The 19,251-nt window shown below is 34.2% G+C and carries 15 protein-coding genes; 10 read left to right on the top strand and 5 right to left on the bottom strand.

Annotated elements, in window-relative coordinates; all coding sequences use genetic code 11:
• Window positions 1-109 precede the first annotated feature (109 nt).
• The 5 genes from ASF10_RS09525 to panC form a co-directional block, all read right to left on the bottom strand.
• A complete protein-coding gene (locus ASF10_RS09525; RefSeq protein WP_056248159.1) occupies window positions 110-2,077 on the bottom strand; it encodes a transglycosylase domain-containing protein in 1,968 nt (655 codons plus the stop codon).
• 20 nt (window positions 2,078-2,097) lie between these two features.
• Entirely contained in the window at window positions 2,098-3,459 is a 1,362-nt protein-coding gene (gene radA, locus ASF10_RS09530; protein WP_056248161.1) for a DNA repair protein RadA, read from the bottom strand.
• Entirely contained in the window at window positions 3,459-4,613 is a 1,155-nt protein-coding gene (locus ASF10_RS09535; RefSeq protein ID WP_056248164.1) for an alpha/beta hydrolase, read from the bottom strand. The genes radA and ASF10_RS09535 overlap by 1 nt, the downstream gene beginning before the upstream one ends.
• A 201-nt stretch (window positions 4,614-4,814) precedes the next feature.
• On the bottom strand, window positions 4,815-5,165 hold the full coding sequence (gene panD / locus ASF10_RS09540; RefSeq protein WP_026727479.1) for an aspartate 1-decarboxylase: 351 nt from the start codon (window positions 5,163-5,165) through the stop codon (window positions 4,815-4,817).
• 14 nt (window positions 5,166-5,179) lie between these two features.
• Entirely contained in the window at window positions 5,180-6,058 is an 879-nt protein-coding gene (gene panC, locus ASF10_RS09545; protein ID WP_056248166.1) for a pantoate--beta-alanine ligase, read from the bottom strand.
• Window positions 6,059-6,136: 78 nt separating this feature from the next.
• Between panC and ASF10_RS09550 the strand changes: the two genes are divergently transcribed.
• From ASF10_RS09550 to ASF10_RS09595, 10 genes are all read left to right on the top strand, one after another.
• A complete protein-coding gene (locus ASF10_RS09550) occupies window positions 6,137-6,943 on the top strand; it encodes a glycogen/starch synthase (protein WP_056248169.1) in 807 nt (268 codons plus the stop codon).
• Between the two features lie 21 nt (window positions 6,944-6,964).
• A complete protein-coding gene (locus ASF10_RS09555; protein ID WP_056248172.1) occupies window positions 6,965-8,587 on the top strand; it encodes a DUF4270 domain-containing protein in 1,623 nt (540 codons plus the stop codon).
• Between the two features lie 10 nt (window positions 8,588-8,597).
• Window positions 8,598-10,448: a glutamine--fructose-6-phosphate transaminase (isomerizing) gene (gene glmS, locus ASF10_RS09560; protein ID WP_056248175.1), complete on the top strand. Its 1,851-nt coding sequence runs from the start codon at window positions 8,598-8,600 to the stop codon at window positions 10,446-10,448.
• A 304-nt stretch (window positions 10,449-10,752) separates the two neighbouring features.
• The gene (locus ASF10_RS09565) at window positions 10,753-13,545 is read left to right on the top strand and encodes a TonB-dependent receptor (protein WP_056248178.1); all 2,793 of its coding nucleotides are present in this window, start codon (window positions 10,753-10,755) and stop codon (window positions 13,543-13,545) included.
• 87 nt (window positions 13,546-13,632) lie between these two features.
• Window positions 13,633-15,204, top strand: a complete 1,572-nt coding sequence (locus tag ASF10_RS09570; protein ID WP_056248181.1) for a G-D-S-L family lipolytic protein — start codon at window positions 13,633-13,635, stop codon at window positions 15,202-15,204.
• A 231-nt stretch (window positions 15,205-15,435) separates the two neighbouring features.
• On the top strand, window positions 15,436-16,947 hold the full coding sequence (atpD, locus tag ASF10_RS09575) for a F0F1 ATP synthase subunit beta (protein WP_042563499.1): 1,512 nt from the start codon (window positions 15,436-15,438) through the stop codon (window positions 16,945-16,947).
• A gap of 70 nt (window positions 16,948-17,017) precedes the next feature.
• Window positions 17,018-17,299 carry a F0F1 ATP synthase subunit epsilon gene (locus tag ASF10_RS09580; protein ID WP_055094163.1) on the top strand — a complete coding sequence of 94 codons (282 nt, stop codon included), beginning with the start codon at window positions 17,018-17,020 and terminating at the stop codon, window positions 17,297-17,299.
• Between the two features lie 224 nt (window positions 17,300-17,523).
• Window positions 17,524-17,793 (top strand): hypothetical protein, encoded by a 270-nt coding sequence (locus ASF10_RS09585; protein WP_131726526.1) that lies wholly within the window; start codon window positions 17,524-17,526, stop codon window positions 17,791-17,793.
• A 90-nt stretch (window positions 17,794-17,883) separates the two neighbouring features.
• Window positions 17,884-18,399, top strand: coding sequence for a hypothetical protein (locus tag ASF10_RS09590; protein WP_056248186.1), 516 nt, complete (start codon window positions 17,884-17,886; stop codon window positions 18,397-18,399).
• Window positions 18,400-18,565: 166 nt separating this feature from the next.
• Window positions 18,566-19,204 carry an NAD(P)-dependent oxidoreductase gene (locus tag ASF10_RS09595; protein ID WP_056248189.1) on the top strand — a complete coding sequence of 213 codons (639 nt, stop codon included), beginning with the start codon at window positions 18,566-18,568 and terminating at the stop codon, window positions 19,202-19,204.
• The last annotated feature ends 47 nt before the right edge of the window (window positions 19,205-19,251 follow it).

Raw genomic sequence — 19,251 nt, forward strand, 5'->3', positions numbered from 1 at the left:
AGCTCGACAAAGATTAGATTCTCGTTGCGGAGTTACTTGTGGAGATTTCTCGTTTGTTAAAATAACAAAATCAAAAGTAAAACTTTTGTCTTTATGCTTTGTTCAAAATTTACAAATCAAATTCTTCTCCAATAGCCAAAGAATCTGCTGGAATTGCTGTTGAGTCCGGAGCTTTAATACGTATTAACGAACGCGCATTTCCGGAGATGTAAACCGGAGAAAGTCCGCCAATAGTATCTTCAGAAACCAAAACGCCACGGCGTAACATTAAGTTGCTTAAAAACTTTTGGTTTTGTACTGCAAAGTCTTTTAGATTTCCCTGATCGTTAAACTGATACATGAATTTTCTTGGTTTTGGGATAATCGTTGCCAGAAACAAACATTCATTTAAACTTAGATTAGATGGACTTTTTTGAAAGTAGAAATGACTCGCTTCGCCAATTCCGTATACATTTGGTCCCCATTCGATGATATTAAAATAAACTTCAAGCATTCTTTCTTTGCTTACCACACGATTATTTTCGAGGATATAAACCAATAAAATTTCTTCTAGTTTGCGTGAAAGTGTTTTTTCGCGCGTTAGGAAAACATTTTTAATTAACTGCATGCTAATTGTGCTGGCACCGCGAGAGAATTTTTTAGTTCTGATATTCTTTAAGATCGATTGTTTGAAAGCTTCATTTATAAATCCGCGATGCGAGAAAAAAGAAGGGTCTTCTGTTGTAAGGACACATTTTCTTAAATAAGGTGAAATTTGATCTAAAGGCGTATAATTAGGATTGCCATTTCCAACCAAAACTGGACGTTGCAACACGTTTTGAATAATGGCGCGATATACAAATTCACCATTTAATTTATTAAGGTCGGCTTCACCGTATTTAGTGATTTTTAAATCTTCTTTGTTGAGTTTGCTGTCAAAAACTAAAGTGTTTGGTTTGTTTTTGTTGAATTTAAAATCTAATTTATATTCAAATTTTCCCGTTGCTTCCATACCCTGAAAGTGAGTAAATAATCCGTCAGGCAATGAAACGATAAAGTCTTGTGCCTGCATTTTTGGGATGTCAACTTTCAAAGTATAAATGGTGTCTTTTTCTGTACTGTACGAGATATAAGGTTTTACTTTTATTTTGTTCAATTGCATCGTCGAAGTGCTGTCGATCGAAATAAAATCATCTCCCAATAAAAAGCGATAATCAAAACGCGCATTTTTGATAACTACATCTTTACTGGCGATTTTAGGATGATTGATTTTTAAATTAGTAATCGATGTGTAGCCATCAATATGCAACTCGCTTCCGTCTTTTTCTATATTCTGAACATTTAATCGGATAGAATCAAAACTTGCTTTTAGGTTATAACGTTCGTCTAAATAAGGAACGCGGATCGCTCCGGTATCTAAATTAAAGAAACGAATATCTGCTTTTTTATTTCTTGGGTCAGCAAATCCTTTTATGTTCCAGCGCTGGTCAAAATCTTTGCTTTGAACATGAAGACTGGTTTCGAGTTGTTTGTTGTCTAAAACCAGTTTGTTTACAGCGACAGACGTTTTTTTGCCATTATCATCAATCTTGAAGTTCAGGTTTTCCAATCTCATATCTGTTGGAACCAGATTCAATAATTTTGAAATAATGCGATAGGCAAAAGTGGCGTATTTGCGTTTTTCATTTTTATCAGTATCGGCTTTATCCTTTTTTAAGAAAGCATCAAAATTGCGGACATTTCCTTTTTTAACCAACTGTATGTATCCGTTGTTTACTTTTAAAGTTCCAATCTGGACATCGCCAAGTAATAAACTGGATAAGTTGACGCTGGTTTCAATTTTTTCAATATTACAAAGTGTATCAGCATTTTTAGGAACTAAAATTACATTGGTTAATTTAATTCCGTTCAATCCATCGAACGTAGCCGATTTTACAGAAAAAGTGCTGTTGTATTCCGTATTCATTTTATGGGTCACTTTAGCAATTGCTTGTTTTAAAAGTGAATCACGGAAAAAGTAAAAGCCTAAAAAAAGCACTATTAATACTACTGCAAGTATTATTAGTGCTTTGAATATTTTTTGTTTTGGAAATTTCATAAAGTAAAATTATAACATAATTATCCAAAAAGAATACCGGCTACATCTTCAATCTTCGCGACAAGCTCAATCTTAATTCCGGTGTTTTTTAAAGCAATTTTGTTGTACTTAGATACAAAGATAGTGGTGAAGCCTAATTTTTCGGCTTCCTGAATACGCTGATCAACACGATTTACAGGGCGAATTTCTCCTGAAAGTCCTACTTCGCCTGCAAAACAGAAACCTTTTGTTACCGGAATATCTTCGTTTGAGGATAAAATGGCGGCAACAACGGCAAGGTCAATTGCAGGGTCATCAACAGAAATTCCTCCGGTGACATTCAAAAAGACATCTTTTGCACCTAAACGAAATCCGGCTCTTTTTTCTAAAACAGCCAGAATCATGTTTAATCTTTTTGCATTATATCCTGTTGTACTTCGTTGTGGAGTTCCGTAAACTGCGGTACTTACAAGCGATTGTATTTCGATCATTAACGGGCGCATGCCTTCCATGGTTGTGGCAATTGCAGTTCCAGACATTTCTTCGTCTTTGTGTGAAATTAGTATTTCTGATGGATTGCTTACTTCTCGCAAACCGCTTCCTAACATTTCATAAATTCCTAATTCGGCAGTAGAACCAAAACGGTTTTTTAGAGAACGCAGAATTCTATACACGTGATTTCTATCACCTTCAAACTGCAAAACGGTATCTACCATATGTTCCAGAATCTTTGGTCCGGCAATGTTTCCGTCTTTTGTAATATGTCCAATTAAAATAACCGGAATATTGGTTTCTTTGGCAAACTTGATCAATTCAGCAGTAGTTTCCCTAATTTGAGAAATACTTCCCGCCGTTGATTCAATATAATCCGTATGCAAAGTCTGGATAGAATCTATAATGACAATTTCTGGCTGAATTGCTTCAATTTGCTTGAATATATTCTGAGTTTTCGTTTCCGTCAGAATATAACAATTGTCACTATTTGGCGTGATCCTTTCGGCACGCATTTTTATTTGTTTCTGGCTTTCTTCACCGGAAACATATAAAGTTTTGTAAGGTAATTTTAATGAGATTTGAAGTAAAAGTGTACTTTTTCCAATTCCGGGTTCACCGCCCAAAAGCGTTAATGATCCGGGAACAATTCCGCCACCTAAAACACGGTTCAATTCGCCATCGGTTGTATCCATTCTGATCTCCAGAGCAGAATCTATTTCGTTAATTTTTAATGGGCGAGGTGCTTTGCTGCTGGAAGTTGGTTCACTTTTCCATGCCACTTTTTCCTGCTTCTGAATAATTTCTTCAGCAATAGTATTCCATTCCTTGCAGGCATTGCATTGCCCTTGCCATTTGGCATATTGGGTTCCGCAGTTTTGGCAAAAAAAGGAAGTTTTAACTTTAGACATTATTTAGTAGTTTTTTCAAGTGTTTTCATCTGGTCGATTTTCTCGTACATTAAATCTTTGTTTAAATCGCCAATTGGTTCCATTTGTGAGGCATTCTGGTATTTTTTAGAAGCTCTTTTAGGATCTCCCATTTTTTCATACATTAATCCTAATTCATATTCTCCTAACATGGCTTTTGGATAATTCACATTTCCAATTTCGGCCATTTTACCTAATTCGTCGTACGCATTCTTTTTCAAAATAAGAGTTTCAATGATTTTAAAATCACTAATTCTAACCGGAATCTGAACGCCCATAACTTTAGACATTACATTGTATTTGTTCTCCAGATAATCCGCATAACCAGTTTCAAGAATGGCAATTTTATTATTGTATTCCGCAGAATTTATAGGTCTGTAAACCTCAAATATTTGATACAAAGCGCTTGGAATTGCATGTAAAACCTGTGTGTAATGCGTTGTACCTTTAAATAAATCGTATTTATAGTTTACTAACGGATTATTGGCAATTTTAATATTGCTATCTAATTTTTCGATAGGTTCTTTGATTTTCTTATTGTCTCCGTCTGCTGCAGATAAGTAGTAAAATAATGGTTCTGTTACTTTTGCAAATTTCTCCGGTATTCTAACTTCCATTTTATTGGCAAGTTCCGGACTAAAAGAAATGTAAGCATTAAAAAGAGGCTTTTCTTTGTATAAATAAAAATTGATAAAACTTGCGGTTACATCATGTCCTGCAATAATTCTAAAAGGTGTTGTGCGGTATTTTTTTTCGATATAGGGAACTAATTCGGCACCAATAAATTCGAAAAATTCTGCTCCTTTTTCGAACGGAAGTCCAGTGTTTTGATCAATTGTTGTGTCGTCTTCGCGTTCGTCATTTTTATTTTGATGAACACCAATTATAATTACTTCGGGTAAATCTCCCCAATATGCACCGTAACTCAAAGCTCCGGAAAACGGATCAAATAAATAATCTCCGTCGAGTAAGTATAAAACAGGATATTTTTTTTCAGGATTAGCTTCGTAAGATTCAGGAAGTCCTATGGTTATTCTTCTTTCTGTACCAAGTTTTTCAGATTGAATGTTGTCGAATTTCTTCTGCGAAAAGGCAGAAATTGAGATTAAAATAAATAGGAAGTAAACTTTTTTCATGATTTGGGCATTTCAGTGAATTAAAAAGTATTGAAATAGTGTAGCAATATAATACTTTATTTGCTTTTTTGTTTATGTAGGAATTTAAAAAAAGCAATGGTACTATTAGATTAAACCTATTTGATTAAGGCATAAGAAATCTGGTTTGTGCAAAAAATGATTTTGACAAACAATACAAATAGTAAAGTGTAAAAGGAAAACTTATGTTAACGAATTATCGTTTTCATTAGGGAAAATGATCCATGGTTTGAAGGTTTTAGCTTCTTCAAATTCCAGGGTTGCATAGGATATAATGATAATGATATCGTCTTTTTGAACTTTTCTTGCGGCAGGTCCGTTCAGAGTGATTTCTCCTGAGTTTTTCTCTCCTTTTATAGCGTATGTTTCAAAACGTTCGCCATTATTGATATTTACAATAGATACTTTTTCACCTTCAATAATGTTTGAGGCTTCCAGTAAAGTTTCATCAATAGTAATACTGCCAATATAATTTAAATCAGCTCCAGTTACTTTTACACGATGAATTTTTGATTTTATAACTTGAATTTGCATGTTGCAAAGGTAAATTAATTTAATGAAATGGTGTCAATCAACCTTATAGAATTAACAAATACTGCTATAAATGCACGGTAGTTTTTGTCTTTACTTTTATGATCGATAGGTAATAATGTAGATTCATCAGCAATTACGAAATATTCTAAGTCAAAACGCTCGTTGTCTTTGAAAGAATTTTCTACAAATTTTATAGTTTCTTCTGGACTATTGTTTTGAAAAATTTCTTTTGCTTCTGTTAAAGTTTTATAAATAATAGCTGCTTCTTTTCGTTCCTCCGGAGTTAATCGCTCATTTCTCGAACTCATCGCTAATTGATTGTCTTCTCTAAATATAGGACAACCAACAACATTTACAGGTAAATGCGTTTTTTCGACCATCTTTTTTACGATCTGCAATTGCTGGAAATCTTTTTCGCCAAAGTAAGCATTGGTTGGAGTTACGATTTCAAATAGCCTTTTTACGATTGTGCCAACGCCGTTAAAATGTCCGGGTCTGAATTTTCCTTCCATTTGATTTTCTAATCCGTCAAAGTCAAAAGATTGAGAAACGGTATGACCTTCGTAAATATCGTCTACTGTTGGGGCATAAAGAATTATTTTGTCACTTAGATTGCGCATTTTTTTTACGTCTTCTTCAAGTGTTCTTGGATATTTCTCGAGGTCTTCAGGGTTGTTAAATTGGGTTGGATTGACAAAAATACTCACAACAGTATCGTCGTTTTCTTTGATTGATCTTTGCATTAACGCCAGATGACCTTGGTGTAAAGCGCCCATTGTTGGTACAAATCCGATGGTTGAATTTGTGGTTTTGATAGTTTTCAAATAGGCTATCAAAGCTACTTTACCGTAGAAAATATGCATGGCAGTATTATTAAAATTTAGTGCAAACATAATATATTAGTTATAAACTGCATAAATTTTTGTAATTTTGCAACGTTTTTATTACCAAAAATTAAGTAAAATACTATTATGAAAGATAAGAGGATATTATATGTATCATCTGAAGTCGTGCCTTATTTGGCTGAAAATGAGGTTTCTTTAATGTCTTATGACGTTCCAAAAATGATCAACGATCAAGGAGGCCAGATAAGAATTTTCATGCCAAGATATGGAAATATCAACGAAAGAAGACACCAGTTACATGAAGTTATTAGGCTTTCAGGAATGAATTTGGTAGTGAATGACTTAGATATGCCGTTGATTATCAAGGTAGCTTCAATTCCGAAAGAGAGAATTCAGGTTTATTTTATTGATAACGATGAATATTTTAAACGTAAGGCAACCTTTGCTGACGAAGAAGGAGTTTTATATCCTGATAACGACGAAAGAGCAATATTTTTTGCTAAAGGAGTTGTTGAAACGGTTAAAAAACTAAATTGGGTTCCGGATATCATTCACGTTCATGGCTGGCTGGCAGCAATGTTGCCAATTTACATGAAACATTATTATAAAAATGAAGCTTTATTTTCTGAGACAAAAATTGTAACCTCTGTTTATGGGCAATCTTTTGATGAAAATCTTGATTTAGAAATGATTAATAAGGTGAAATTTGATGGAGTTCCGCATGAAGCGATCTCTGATTTAGAAACGCCAAATTACGAAAATGTATTAAAAGCCAGTATATTACACTCTGATGCTGTAATTATTGCGTCAGAAAATGTATCCCCAAGTTTAACAAAATTTATAGAATCTTCAGGAAAACCTTTTTTACCTTTCGCCACGAAAGATGCATTCGCTGAAGCGTATACAAATTTCTATAAAACGATGGGTCTTTAAATTTTAACTTTATTATTAAACATGTATAATACTTCTTTTATTAAGAAAATTCTATTAGTTGCAACGGTTGTTCTTTTATATTCTTGCGATAAAGATTTTAATGCGATTGGTGATGGTTTGATCGGAGACGATCATTTTAATCTTCAATCTGAAAAATATGATGTTTTAGCGTATAATCAAGAAGTAACTCCAGTTCAGTCAAATGGCCTTACGCTTAATGGTTTGGGTATTTATGAAAGTCAGGCTTTTGGTACAACTACTGCTGGTTTCGTGTCTCAGGTTGCTCTATCTTCAGATGCACCAACTATTGGAGATATTACCGGAATAGAAAATGTAATTCAAAGTGTAGTTCTTAGTGTTCCTTATTTTAGTCATGTTAAAAGTACAAATACTGACGGAAGCCGTGTTTATGCTCTAGATTCTATTTATGGAGACCCGAACGGTAAGATTAAATTAAGTGTTTATGAGTCAGGAGTTCAAATGCGTAGTTCTTATTTAGAAGGAGGTTCGCAATTTGCTCAATTGTACTATACAAACCAGGATGCTGATTTTGATAGCTATAAAATCGTAAATCCTGATAATGGTAAACCATTAAATGATGATGCAAACCCGTTGCAAAACGAGCAATTCTTTTTTGATTCTTCAGAAATTGTAGATGTCACTAAAGATGATGCAGGTAAAGATGTTACGACTAGAGTTGCTCCGGAAATGCGTTTGAATTTAAATAAAAATTATTTCTTAAATAAAATTCTTAAAGCAGATGCTTCAAAGCTTTCTTCTGCGACTCTTTTTCAAGAGTATTTTAGAGGATTGTATTTTAAGGTAGAGAAATCTGGAAGCAGTGCTTCGAATATGGCATTGTTAGATTTTGCCAAAGCTGGTAATGCAAAAATTACAATTAAATATAAAGCAAAAACAGCAATAACAACTGATGCTGAGACCACAACTGAAGATAAAACTATTGTGATTAATTTATCAGGAGCTCAGGCTAGTTTGTATCAGGACAATAAAAATCCTGATTATACAAGCGCAATAGCAAATAGAAATGATAAGGCAGGTGACGAAAGACTTTATCTAAAGGGAGGCCAGGGTTCTCTTGCTGTAATTGAGCTTACCGGATTTGCTGCTAAATTAGCAGAGCTAAGAACTAATGACTGGCTGGTAAATGAGGCAAATTTAATTTTTTCTATAGATTCGGATAAAATGAAAAATACCTACGAGCCAAAAAGAGTTTACTTGTACGATTTAGATAATAGTATACCAATTTTAGATTACAGTACAGATGGAACTTCAAGTATAACAGCTGACTCTAAAATGACAAAAGTTGTTTATAGTGGTATAATCAATGTGGATGCTACTACGAAAAGAGGTACAACGTACAAAATTAGATTAACGAGTCATATTCGTAATATAATTAAAAATGCAACTGTAAAAAATGTCAGATTAGGTTTGGTAGTAACAGGAGATATAAATACTATAACTTCAGGTAAATTGAAACTTAAAAATGATGTTATATCAGATGCGCCACGAGCTTCAGTAATGAGTCCGTTAGGTACAATATTGTTTGGAGGAAATATTCCTTCAACTGATGTGAACTATGCTAAAAGACTTCAGTTGCAAGTGTACTACACGAAACCAAATTAATAAATAATATATGTGTGGAATTGTTGGATACATTGGCCATAGAGAGGCTTATCCTATAGTTATAAAAGGATTAAAGCGGCTTGAGTACAGAGGATATGACAGTGCAGGTGTCATGTTATATGATAATGAAAATGGAGTAAAAGTTTGTAAAACAAAAGGTAAGGTTTCTGATCTTGAAGAAAAAGCAAAAGAAGATCTTACTACAAACGGAAATATTGGAATAGGGCATACACGTTGGGCAACACATGGTGTTCCAAATGATGTAAACTCGCATCCGCATCTTTCTAATTCAGGAGAGTTGGTGATTATTCATAATGGAATAATTGAGAATTATGCTCCGCTTAAAGAAGAATTAATAAAAAGAGGTTATACTTTTAAGTCAGATACTGATACTGAAGTTTTAGTAAACTTAATTGAAGAAGTTCAAAAGAAAGAAGGAATAAAATTAGGGAAAGCAGTTCAGATTGCTTTAAATCAAGTAGTAGGAGCTTATGCAATTGCTGTTTTTGATAAAAAAAACCCTAACGAAATTGTTGCTGCAAGATTAGGAAGTCCGTTAGCGATTGGTGTTGGAGAAGGTGAATATTTTATTGCTTCTGATGCTTCGCCTTTTATCGAATATACTTCGAATGCGATTTATCTTGAAGATGGTGAAATGGCAAATATTAGATTGCATAAACCTCTTAAAGTTAGAAAGATTAAAGACGACTCTTTAGTAGATCCATATATTCAGGAACTTCAAATGAATTTGGAGCAAATCGAAAAAGGAGGTTATGATCATTTCATGCTTAAAGAAATCTATGAGCAGCCAAGCGTAATTAAAGATACTTACAGAGGAAGACTTCATGCAAATGAAGGAATTGTTCAAATGGCTGGTGTTGAGGATAATTTGGAAAAATTTCTTAATGCTGACAGAATAATTATTGTGGCTTGTGGTACTTCATGGCATGCAGGTTTAGTAGCAGAGTATATTTTCGAAGAGTTTACACGTATTCCTGTTGAAGTAGAATATGCTTCTGAATTTAGATACAGAAACCCAATTATTAATAAAAATGACGTAGTTATCGCAATTTCTCAATCAGGAGAAACAGCAGATACTATGGCTGCTATTAAACTGGCAAAAGAAAACGGTGCTTTTGTTTTTGGAGTTTGTAATGTAGTTGGATCTTCTATTTCAAGAGAAAGTCATGCAGGTGCTTATACACACGCAGGACCGGAAATTGGAGTAGCTTCTACAAAAGCATTTACAACTCAAATCACAGTTTTGACTATGATCGCATTGCGTTTAGGTAAAGCTAAGGGCACTTTGTCAAATACTGATTTTCATACCTATTTACAGGAGTTAGAAATAATCCCTGAAAAAGTTGCAGAAGCATTGCAAACAAACGACAGAGCAAAAGAGATTGCTGCAGTCTTTAAAGATGCGCCAAACTGTTTATATTTAGGTCGTGGATATAATTTTCCGGTTGCATTAGAAGGAGCTTTAAAGCTTAAAGAGATTTCTTATATTCATGCTGAAGGATATCCTGCAGCTGAAATGAAACACGGTCCAATTGCTTTAATTGATGAACATATGCCGGTTATCGTTATTGCACCTAAACAAGGTCACTACGATAAAATTGTAAGTAACATTCAGGAAATTAAATCTAGAAGCGGTAAAATTATCGCTGTAGTTACTAAAGGTGATACTCAGGTTCGTGAGTTAGCAGATTATGTAATTGAGATTCCTGAAACTTCAGATGCATTGTCTCCATTAATTACAACTATACCTTTGCAGTTACTTTCGTACTACATTGCTGTAATGAGAGGTTGTAATGTTGATCAACCCCGTAACTTAGCAAAATCAGTTACTGTAGAATAAACAGATTAAAATATTTATATGTTAAAAAAGCGAGATTTAGGTCTCGCTTTTTTTTATTGTCATATTTTTTTTCTTCAAGGTGTATTTTTATTAAATCCTCATTTTTTTAATTAAAAATAATATGTATGCATAGTATTGAGGGTTTTGGAACTTTGATATTTGATTTTAATTTAATAAATCTAATTGATGAATAGTTAAAATTGTAACGAAATTAATATAGAATATTGATTTTATTTAACATTTTTTTATTAATATCAAAATTATTTGTATTTTGGCTATATAAACTAACCAAAAACAAACCTAAATGAGAGTATATTTACTAATTATGTTGTTTTTCAGCGGAATATCCTTCGCTCAGAATACAATTACCGGTTCTGTTACTGATAGTAACAAACAATCTATTCCTGGCGCTAATGTTAGTGTTGTAGGAGAACGAAGCGGTACTTCAACCGACTTTGATGGTACATTTAAACTAAGTACTTCTGCAAAATTACCGGTGACGATCAAAGTATCGGCAGTGGGATTTGAATCCAAAACGATTAATGTAACGTCGACAAATCAAAAAGTAGATGTGGTTTTAAAAGATGAAGAAACAAAACTGGATGAAATTGTTGTTTCTGCTTCGAGGACTCCTGAAAGAGTAATTGAGTCACCTGTTACTATTGAAAGGATGGGAATTCAGGAAATTAGAAATACGACTGCACCAACTTTTTATGATGGTTTGGAAAATTTAAAAGAGGTTAATTTTAATACGAGTAGTATTTCGTTTAAATCTATTAATACCCGTGGTTTTGCTTCTGTAGCTAATACACGTTTCATGCAATTAGTTGACGGAATGGATAACTCTTCTCCGGCTTTAAACTTTGTATTAGGGAATTTAATTGGAATCTCTGATATAGATGTAGCTAATGTAGAACTTTTGCCAGGTGCATCTTCTGCACTTTACGGGGCAAATGCTTTTAATGGTATTATGTTTATGAATAGTAAAAGTCCTTTTACAAATGAAGGAATTAGCGTTTACTACAAATATGGTCAGACAACTCAAAAAGCTGCCGGAACAAATGATTATAATGATTTTGGAATTAGAGCTGCAAAAGCTTTTACAAAACATTTTGCTTTAAAAGCGAACTTCACTTATATGGAAGCAACAGAGTGGATTGCTGCCGATACAAGAAGTATGACCGGAGGTTCTATTGGTCATGCTAATAATCAAAATTATGATGGATTAAATATTTACGGTGACGAGGTAACTACTTTTATCCCGAATGTTGGACAAGTAAGCAGAACCGGATACCGTGAACAAGATCTGACTGATAATAAGGTAAAAAATATAAAAGCAGATTTTTCTGCTCACATTCGACCTTTTGCTGATGATACAGAAATTATCATGCAATATAAAATTGGTTTAGGTAGTACCATTTACCAAGGTGCGAATAGATATGCTTTGAAGGACTTCATGATGCAACAAGGAAAAGTTGAAGTAAAAGGAAAAAACTTTTTTGCTAGAGTATATGCTACTGACGAAGATGCAGGGAATTCATATGATATGAGATTTGCTGCATGGAATGTAAATAGAGCTGCAAAATCAGATCAGGAATGGTTTACAAATTATGCAACAGCTTATCAATTATCTGGTGCTGTTATGGGAACTAATGCAAATGAGTCTGCTGCAATCGCAAGGAATTTTGCAGATTATAATGTGCTTCCTGCACAAATTTCATTTATTCCTAAACCTAAAGGTTCTGCCAGATTTGAGCCGGGTTCTGCTCAGTTTAATAACGCACTTACAACGGTTATTTCTAATCCTGATTTAACTCAGGGAGCAAAATTTATTGATCACTCAAAATTATATCACTCTGATGTGAATTATAATTTTAGAGACATGATTAAATGGGCAGAAATTCAGGTTGGGGGTTCCTGGAGAGAATATGTAATGAATTCTGAAGGAACTATCTTTACAGATTACGACGGACCAATTAGCTACAGAGAATATGGTGCTTATGGTCAGTTGACTAAAAAATTCATGGATGACAGATTAAAATTCACTGGATCTTTGCGTTACGATAAGAGTCAAAACTTTGATGGTAATCTTTCGCCAAGAGTTTCATTTGTGTATTCTGCAGGAGAATCAAAAAGACATAACTTCAGATTGTCTTATCAAACAGGTTTCCGTAATCCAACAACACAAGATCAATACATTGGTTTAGATTTAGGGCCATTCGCGTTAATTGGTTCGGCTCCTGAAAATTTAGATCGCTTTCAGGAAACTGTAAATGTAAGTGCGGCAGGACAAACAATCGCGGGACAGCCTGCTACAATTGCAATGTCTGGTCAAAATGCATATCGTAATGCATATACAGTAGCCTCTGTTCAGGCATTTGCTGCTTCGGCTAATCCTGCAGATCTTAAAGTGGCTAATATCGGATTGGTAAAACCTGAGCAAGTTCAGGCTTTCGAAGTAGGATATCGTTCTGTAGTTCAAAATGATTTATCAATCGATTTGAATGCCTACTATAATATTTACAATGATTTCATGAACACTGCCAGAGTAATATCTCCTTATTACGGAACAGTAGGAACTGATGCGACAAATCCATCTGTACAACAAACATATCAAGCATTAGCTTTTGGAGACAGACGAGTGTATCAGGTATATACTAATACTACCGCTCAGGTTTCTTCATTAGGGTTTGGAGTTGGTTTGTCTAAAAAAGTATATAAAGATTTTGAAGTAGGTGCTAATTATAACTACGCACAATTTGATTTTAATCAGGCAGATGATCCAAGTTTCATAGCAGGTTTTAATACGCCAAAACATAGAATTAAAGCTTCTCTTGGAAATGCCAAAGTGATTAAAAATTTAGGTTTTAATGTTAATGTAAGATGGAATACAGAATATTTATGGCAATCTTCTTTTGGAGATGGAATTGTTCCTGAAAACACGGTGCTTGATGCTCAGATAAATTATGCTGTGACAAAATGGAAATCAGTTTTTAAAGTTGGAGCAACAAACCTTTTTGGATCAGATTATATTCAGGTAATTGGTGCAGGAGCAATTGGTCAGCAATGGTTTGTTTCCTGGACGATTAATCCATAATTATAAAAGTAGATGAAGCAGGGTTTCTTTCTTTTTGTTTTTTGAATAAATGAAGTAGAAAGACGTAATAATTTTAAACTTAATGACATGATAAAAAATATGAAATGGCTATTATTGGTTTCTTTAACCTTTATGGCGTGTAATAATGATGATAATAACGATACTCCTGCCGAAGTTCCGGTTGTTCCCGGATCTGCGGTTTTTACAAAATACATAGCACTTGGAGATTCTTTTGCTGCAGGTTATAGTGATAATGCTCTTTTCAAAAAAGGTCAGGAAGGAGCATATACTAATATTTTAGCGCAACAATTTGCTGCGGCTGGCGGTGGTGCTTTTACAACACCATTTATGAATGATAACATTGGAGGTCTGGTTTTTGGAGGTCAGTTAAATCCGGCGTTTGGTCCCAGATTGTACTTTAACGGTGTGGCTCCTGTTCCGGTAACTGGTACGCCAACGACAGAGGTAATGACACATCTTACGGGATCGTTTAGCAATTTAGGAATTCCCGGTGCAAAAAGTTTCCACTTGGTGGCGGCAGGTTATGGTAGTCCGGCAGGACTTGCTATAAATGCAGCAAATCCTTATTTTGTTCGATTTGCAAGTTCACCTTCGACTTCTGTTTTGGCAGATGCTGTCGTGCAAAATCCAACTTTCTTTTCTTTATTTATTGGAGGGAATGATGTTTTGGCTTATGCTACTTCAGGAGGAGTTGGAAAAGATCAGACAGGAAATGTGAATCCGGCAACTTATGGAAGTAATGATATTACAGATCCAACTGTTTTTGCGAACGTTTTTTCGACTTTAACAACAACTTTGACTGCCAAGGGAGCAAAAGGCGTTGTGGCGAATTTGCCTTATATTACTGCTTTGCCTTATTTTATAACAGTTCCTTATAACCCGCTTACTGCAAAATCACTTGGAGCTGATAACGAAGCTGTTGGAAAAGCAACAATCCAGGCTTTAAATGCACAGCTATATGGTCCTTTAAAACAAGCTTTGACAGCTTTTAGTGCAGGCGACAGAATTAACTTGTTGTCTGAAACGGTTGCAAACCCTGTATTAATAAAAGATGAAAGTTTACCTAATTTATCAGCACAGTTAACGGCTGCATTCACTCCAACATTAGGAGCGCAAACTGCAGCATTTTATGGGACAGTATTTGGACAAGCAAGACAAGCAAAAGCGACAGATCTTGTAGTTTTACCTACAAGAACAGCTATTGGTGCGGCGCCTGTTGCCAGTGATTCCGGACTTGGAATTGCACCGCCTGCTCCGTTAAATAAATTTGGAGTAACATATCCGTTGCAGGATAAACATGTTTTGATTCCGGCGGAAATTGCAGAAATCAAAAAAGCGACTGATGCTTATAATGTAACGATAGAAGCAGTTGCAAAAGAAAAAGGTTTGGCTTTTGTTGATACAAGAGCAGTTTTAACACAATTGTCCAGTGGAGGAATTCGCTTTGGGAATTTTACCATGTCGGCGACTTATGTAACCGGAGGAGCATTTTCGCTTGACGGTATTCATCCAAGTGCAAGAGGATATGGCTTAATTGCGAATATTTTTATAGATGCCATCAATGTAAAATATGGTTCAACGTTGCGTCATGTAGATTTGGGTTCATATCCAATTCAATATCCCGCAACGATACAATAAACATCAATTATTTAGTAAGAAAGCCACTCATTTGCAAAATGTGCTGGCTTTTTTATTTTTGTTAAAAAATGCTTTTTTCGGTATTTGAAGCCTGAGTTTTAGGAATCAAACAAAATAATAGTATTTTTTATAAAAAAAAATTGATTTTATATTTTAAAAAATTATCTTTGCGCTCTGAAAAAAGAGGTATTTTCGATAAACCTAAATAGCTATTTAATAAATACATAAGTAATGTCAAAAGTAATAGGAAAAGTTGCTCAAATCATTGGACCAGTAGTTGACGTAGTTTTCAACGGTAAGGATGTTGAACTTCCAAAAATTTATGATTCACTAGAAATCACTAAAAAAGACGGAACATTGTTAGTTCTAGAAGTGCAATCTCATATTGGAGAAAACACTGTTCGTACCATTTCTATGGATTCAACAGATGGTTTGTCAAGAGGATATGAAGTAGTTGGAACTGGTAATCCAATCCAAATGCCAATCGGTCCAGACGTATATGGAAGATTATTCAATGTAATTGGAGATGCAATTGATGGTTTAGGAAACTTGCCAAAAACAGGAGAAAACGGTTTGTCTATTCACAGATCAGCACCTAAATTTGAAGATCTATCAACTTCATCAGAAGTTTTATTCACAGGTATTAAAGTAATCGATTTGATTGAGCCTTATGCAAAAGGTGGTAAAATTGGATTGTTTGGTGGTGCAGGTGTTGGTAAAACTGTATTGATCCAGGAGTTGATCAACAATATTGCAAAAGGTCACGGTGGACTTTCTGTATTCGCAGGAGTAGGAGAAAGAACGCGTGAAGGAAATGACTTGCTTCGTGAGATGTTAGAGTCAGGAATTATTAAATACGGTGATGATTTCATGCACTCTATGGAAAATGGAGGATGGGATTTATCTAAAGTAGATATGCCAGGAATGAGAGAGTCTAAAGCTACTTTCGTTTTCGGACAAATGAATGAGCCTCCTGGAGCTCGTGCTCGTGTAGCACTTTCAGGATTATCTATCGCTGAGTATTTCCGTGATGGAGCTGGAACTGATCAAGGTAAAGACGTATTGTTTTTCGTTGATAACATCTTCCGTTTTACACAAGCAGGTTCTGAGGTATCAGCACTTTTAGGTCGTATGCCTTCTGCAGTAGGATACCAACCAACTTTGGCAACAGAGATGGGAGCTATGCAAGAGCGTATTACATCTACAAACAAAGGATCTATTACATCTGTACAGGCGGTTTACGTTCCTGCGGATGATTTAACTGACCCGGCGCCGGCAACAACATTTGCTCACTTAGATGCAACAACTGTATTGTCTCGTAAAATTGCTGAGTTAGGTATTTATCCAGCGGTTGACCCGTTAGATTCTACTTCAAGAATTTTAACTCCTCAAATCTTAGGAAATGAGCACTACGATTGTGCACAAAGAGTAAAAGAAATTCTTCAAAAATACAAACAATTGCAAGATATTATTGCGATCCTTGGTATGGAAGAATTATCTGAAGAAGATAAATTATCAGTATCAAGAGCACGTCGTGTTCAACGTTTCTTATCTCAACCTTTCCACGTAGCGGAGCAATTTACAGGTATTCCTGGAGTTTTGGTTGACATTAAAGATACTATCAAAGGATTCAACATGATTATCGACGGTGAGTTAGATCATCTTCCTGAAGCAGCTTTCAACTTGAAAGGTTCTATTCAGGATGCTATCGAAGCTGGAGAAAAAATGTTAGCTGAAGCATAATCTAGTTTTCAGTATTCTGTCACAGTATTCAGTACTGAGACTGTTAACTGAGACTGTAAACTAAAAAAAGATGATTTTAGAAATAGTATCACCAGAGGCAAAATTATTTTCAGGAGAAGTAACATCTGTTACATTGCCTGGAGTTGATGGAAGCTTTCAAATATTGAATAATCACGCTCCTATTGTTTCTATTCTGGAAAAAGGAACTGTAAAAATTGCAGCGCCAAGTTTTAATTTTTCTAAAGACGTAGCGAGTAAATTCACGAGAGTAAATGACCAGACTTATACATTAGAGATTCAGTCGGGAACTATCGAGATGAAAGACAATAAAGTAATTGTTTTAGTTGACTAAGACAATTTTAAAATAATTTTTAAAGCCATTCGCTGCGGTGAATGGCTTTTTTTATGCTCCATATTTTAATAGAAAACAGTATGCTTGAAATAAAATAATGTCAGAAAATTAACAAAATAGATATAATTAGCGAATAAATCATACATTTTTTCTGATGTTTATCTGATATATTTGTAAGTGTATTAACATTTAAATAATCTATTATGAAAAAAGTTTTTTTTGGAATGCTGGTAATAGCATTAGGTTTTGGGACAATGTCGCTAACCACGAATTCTAATAATGTTATTAAAACTTCTGGGAACAATCAGAAAGAAGTTAAAGTTACAAATGTTATAGTAGGACCAACATTCACAGCTCCATGGCTTGGAGATTGTTGTGAATCGCCTCTTGTAGCTATTAATCGAGATATTATTAACCGTGGATATAATCCGGCAACTACTAATTACATAATTAATAGTGTTGGGACTAATACTGTAACCTATACAATTTATTAAATACAACTCTATTGCTTTAGTTAATGAATGACAATTCAAAATAAATGAAAAAGCCAAACATTATTGTTTGGCTTTTTTTATTTTTGGATAATGATAGATTTACCACAAGACAAATTAGGTTACAGTTCAAACAGGCCTTTCTGGCATTTATTAATTGCGATTCCTTTGTATATTTTTATGTTTCATACAATCTATAAAACCGCTGAATTGTTTTATGATGGAAGAATATGGTATGCTATTCAGTTTTTGGCTGCCGTGTTTTTTTTATTTGTTTGTGCTGCAGGACTAACATTTACCAAAAAAGTTTATACTAACTCACAAGAGAAAAAAGTATGCTTTAATTTTTCATTATTTGGAATTCCGTTATGTAAAGACACAGTATTTAAGAATATTCAATATGTGTCAGTTTATAAAAACCATACAGATCGTGATTTTGAAGTCAACATTTATCTCACAGAAACAAAAAAGAAATCAATTTCAGTATATTTAGATTCAAAACAGGCTTTTAAACTGGCAACAAGTATAGCAAACGGATTAGAGGTTAGTTTGCTCGATGCAACTGAAAAAGGAAACTTTATCTGGATAGAAAATAAAAAACTCAAATAATACAAATCTTACAAATAAGTTTAGGTTTTATTTTTTACTTTTGGACTATTAGAATCTCTTTATAAAATATAGATCATTTTATAAAAGCTAAGTAAGCTTTTATTATTTCGCTTTATCGACTTGATAAAGTGAAAATTATTTATGTCAAATTTTATAAAGAATACAAATGAAAAATATAAAAACAGTTGCTGTTTTAGGCGGTGGCGGAAGAACTGGAAAATATCTTGTAAACCAGTTACTAAAAGAAGGATTTAGCTTGAAACTTTTGCTAAGAAATCCTCAGGAATTTACAATTCAAAAATCAAATATCGAAATTATTAAAGGAGATGCTATTGATGCCAAAAGTATTCAATTGTTACTTGAAGGTTGTGATGCCGTTATAAGTACGATTGGTCAGCGTCAGGGCGAACCTCTTGTAGCAAGTTCAGCAACAAAAAATATTCTGAACTCAATGAATGATTTTGGTATAAAAAGATATGTTTTATTGGCGGGATTAAATATAGACACTCCTTTTGATAAAAAAAGTACCAAAACGACTTTGGCAAAAGAATGGATGAAAACAAATTTTCCTGTAATTCAGGAAGATCGCCAAAAAACGTATGATATTTTGGTAAAAAGTGATGTCAATTGGACACAGGTTCGGGTTCCGTTTATTGAATTTAGCGACGTGAGTTCTGAGATTTCAATAAGTTTAGACGATTGTTTGGGAGATAAAATTAGCGCAATTGATATCGCCAGATTCATGGTTCAGGAAATGACCGATTCAAAATTCAGCAGACAATCGCCTTTTATAAGTGCGATTTAAAAAGCAAATTAAAAACAGCGGGCATTATCAAACCCGCTGTTTATTTA

It is taken from the genome of Flavobacterium sp. Leaf82 (genome assembly GCF_001422725.1).
In the GTDB taxonomy this organism is placed as follows: domain Bacteria; phylum Bacteroidota; class Bacteroidia; order Flavobacteriales; family Flavobacteriaceae; genus Flavobacterium.

Coding starts and splice junctions, on each gene's coding strand:
- radA (WP_056248161.1), bottom strand. CDS start 3,459: ATGTCTAAAGTTAAAACTTCCTTTTTTTGCCAAAACTGCGGAACCCAA.
- ASF10_RS09535 (WP_056248164.1), bottom strand. CDS start 4,613: ATGAAAAAAGTTTACTTCCTATTTATTTTAATCTCAATTTCTGCCTTT.
- ASF10_RS09565 (WP_056248178.1), top strand. CDS start 10,753: ATGAGAGTATATTTACTAATTATGTTGTTTTTCAGCGGAATATCCTTC.
- ASF10_RS09580 (WP_055094163.1), top strand. CDS start 17,018: ATGATTTTAGAAATAGTATCACCAGAGGCAAAATTATTTTCAGGAGAA.
- ASF10_RS09595 (WP_056248189.1), top strand. CDS start 18,566: ATGAAAAATATAAAAACAGTTGCTGTTTTAGGCGGTGGCGGAAGAACT.
- ASF10_RS09590 (WP_056248186.1), top strand. CDS start 17,884: ATGATAGATTTACCACAAGACAAATTAGGTTACAGTTCAAACAGGCCT.
- ASF10_RS09555 (WP_056248172.1), top strand. CDS start 6,965: ATGTATAATACTTCTTTTATTAAGAAAATTCTATTAGTTGCAACGGTT.
- panC (WP_056248166.1), bottom strand. CDS start 6,058: ATGTTTGCACTAAATTTTAATAATACTGCCATGCATATTTTCTACGGT.
- glmS (WP_056248175.1), top strand. CDS start 8,598: ATGTGTGGAATTGTTGGATACATTGGCCATAGAGAGGCTTATCCTATA.
- ASF10_RS09550 (WP_056248169.1), top strand. CDS start 6,137: ATGAAAGATAAGAGGATATTATATGTATCATCTGAAGTCGTGCCTTAT.
- ASF10_RS09585 (WP_131726526.1), top strand. CDS start 17,524: ATGCTGGTAATAGCATTAGGTTTTGGGACAATGTCGCTAACCACGAAT.
- ASF10_RS09570 (WP_056248181.1), top strand. CDS start 13,633: ATGATAAAAAATATGAAATGGCTATTATTGGTTTCTTTAACCTTTATG.
- atpD (WP_042563499.1), top strand. CDS start 15,436: ATGTCAAAAGTAATAGGAAAAGTTGCTCAAATCATTGGACCAGTAGTT.
- panD (WP_026727479.1), bottom strand. CDS start 5,165: ATGCAAATTCAAGTTATAAAATCAAAAATTCATCGTGTAAAAGTAACT.
- ASF10_RS09525 (WP_056248159.1), bottom strand. CDS start 2,077: ATGAAATTTCCAAAACAAAAAATATTCAAAGCACTAATAATACTTGCA.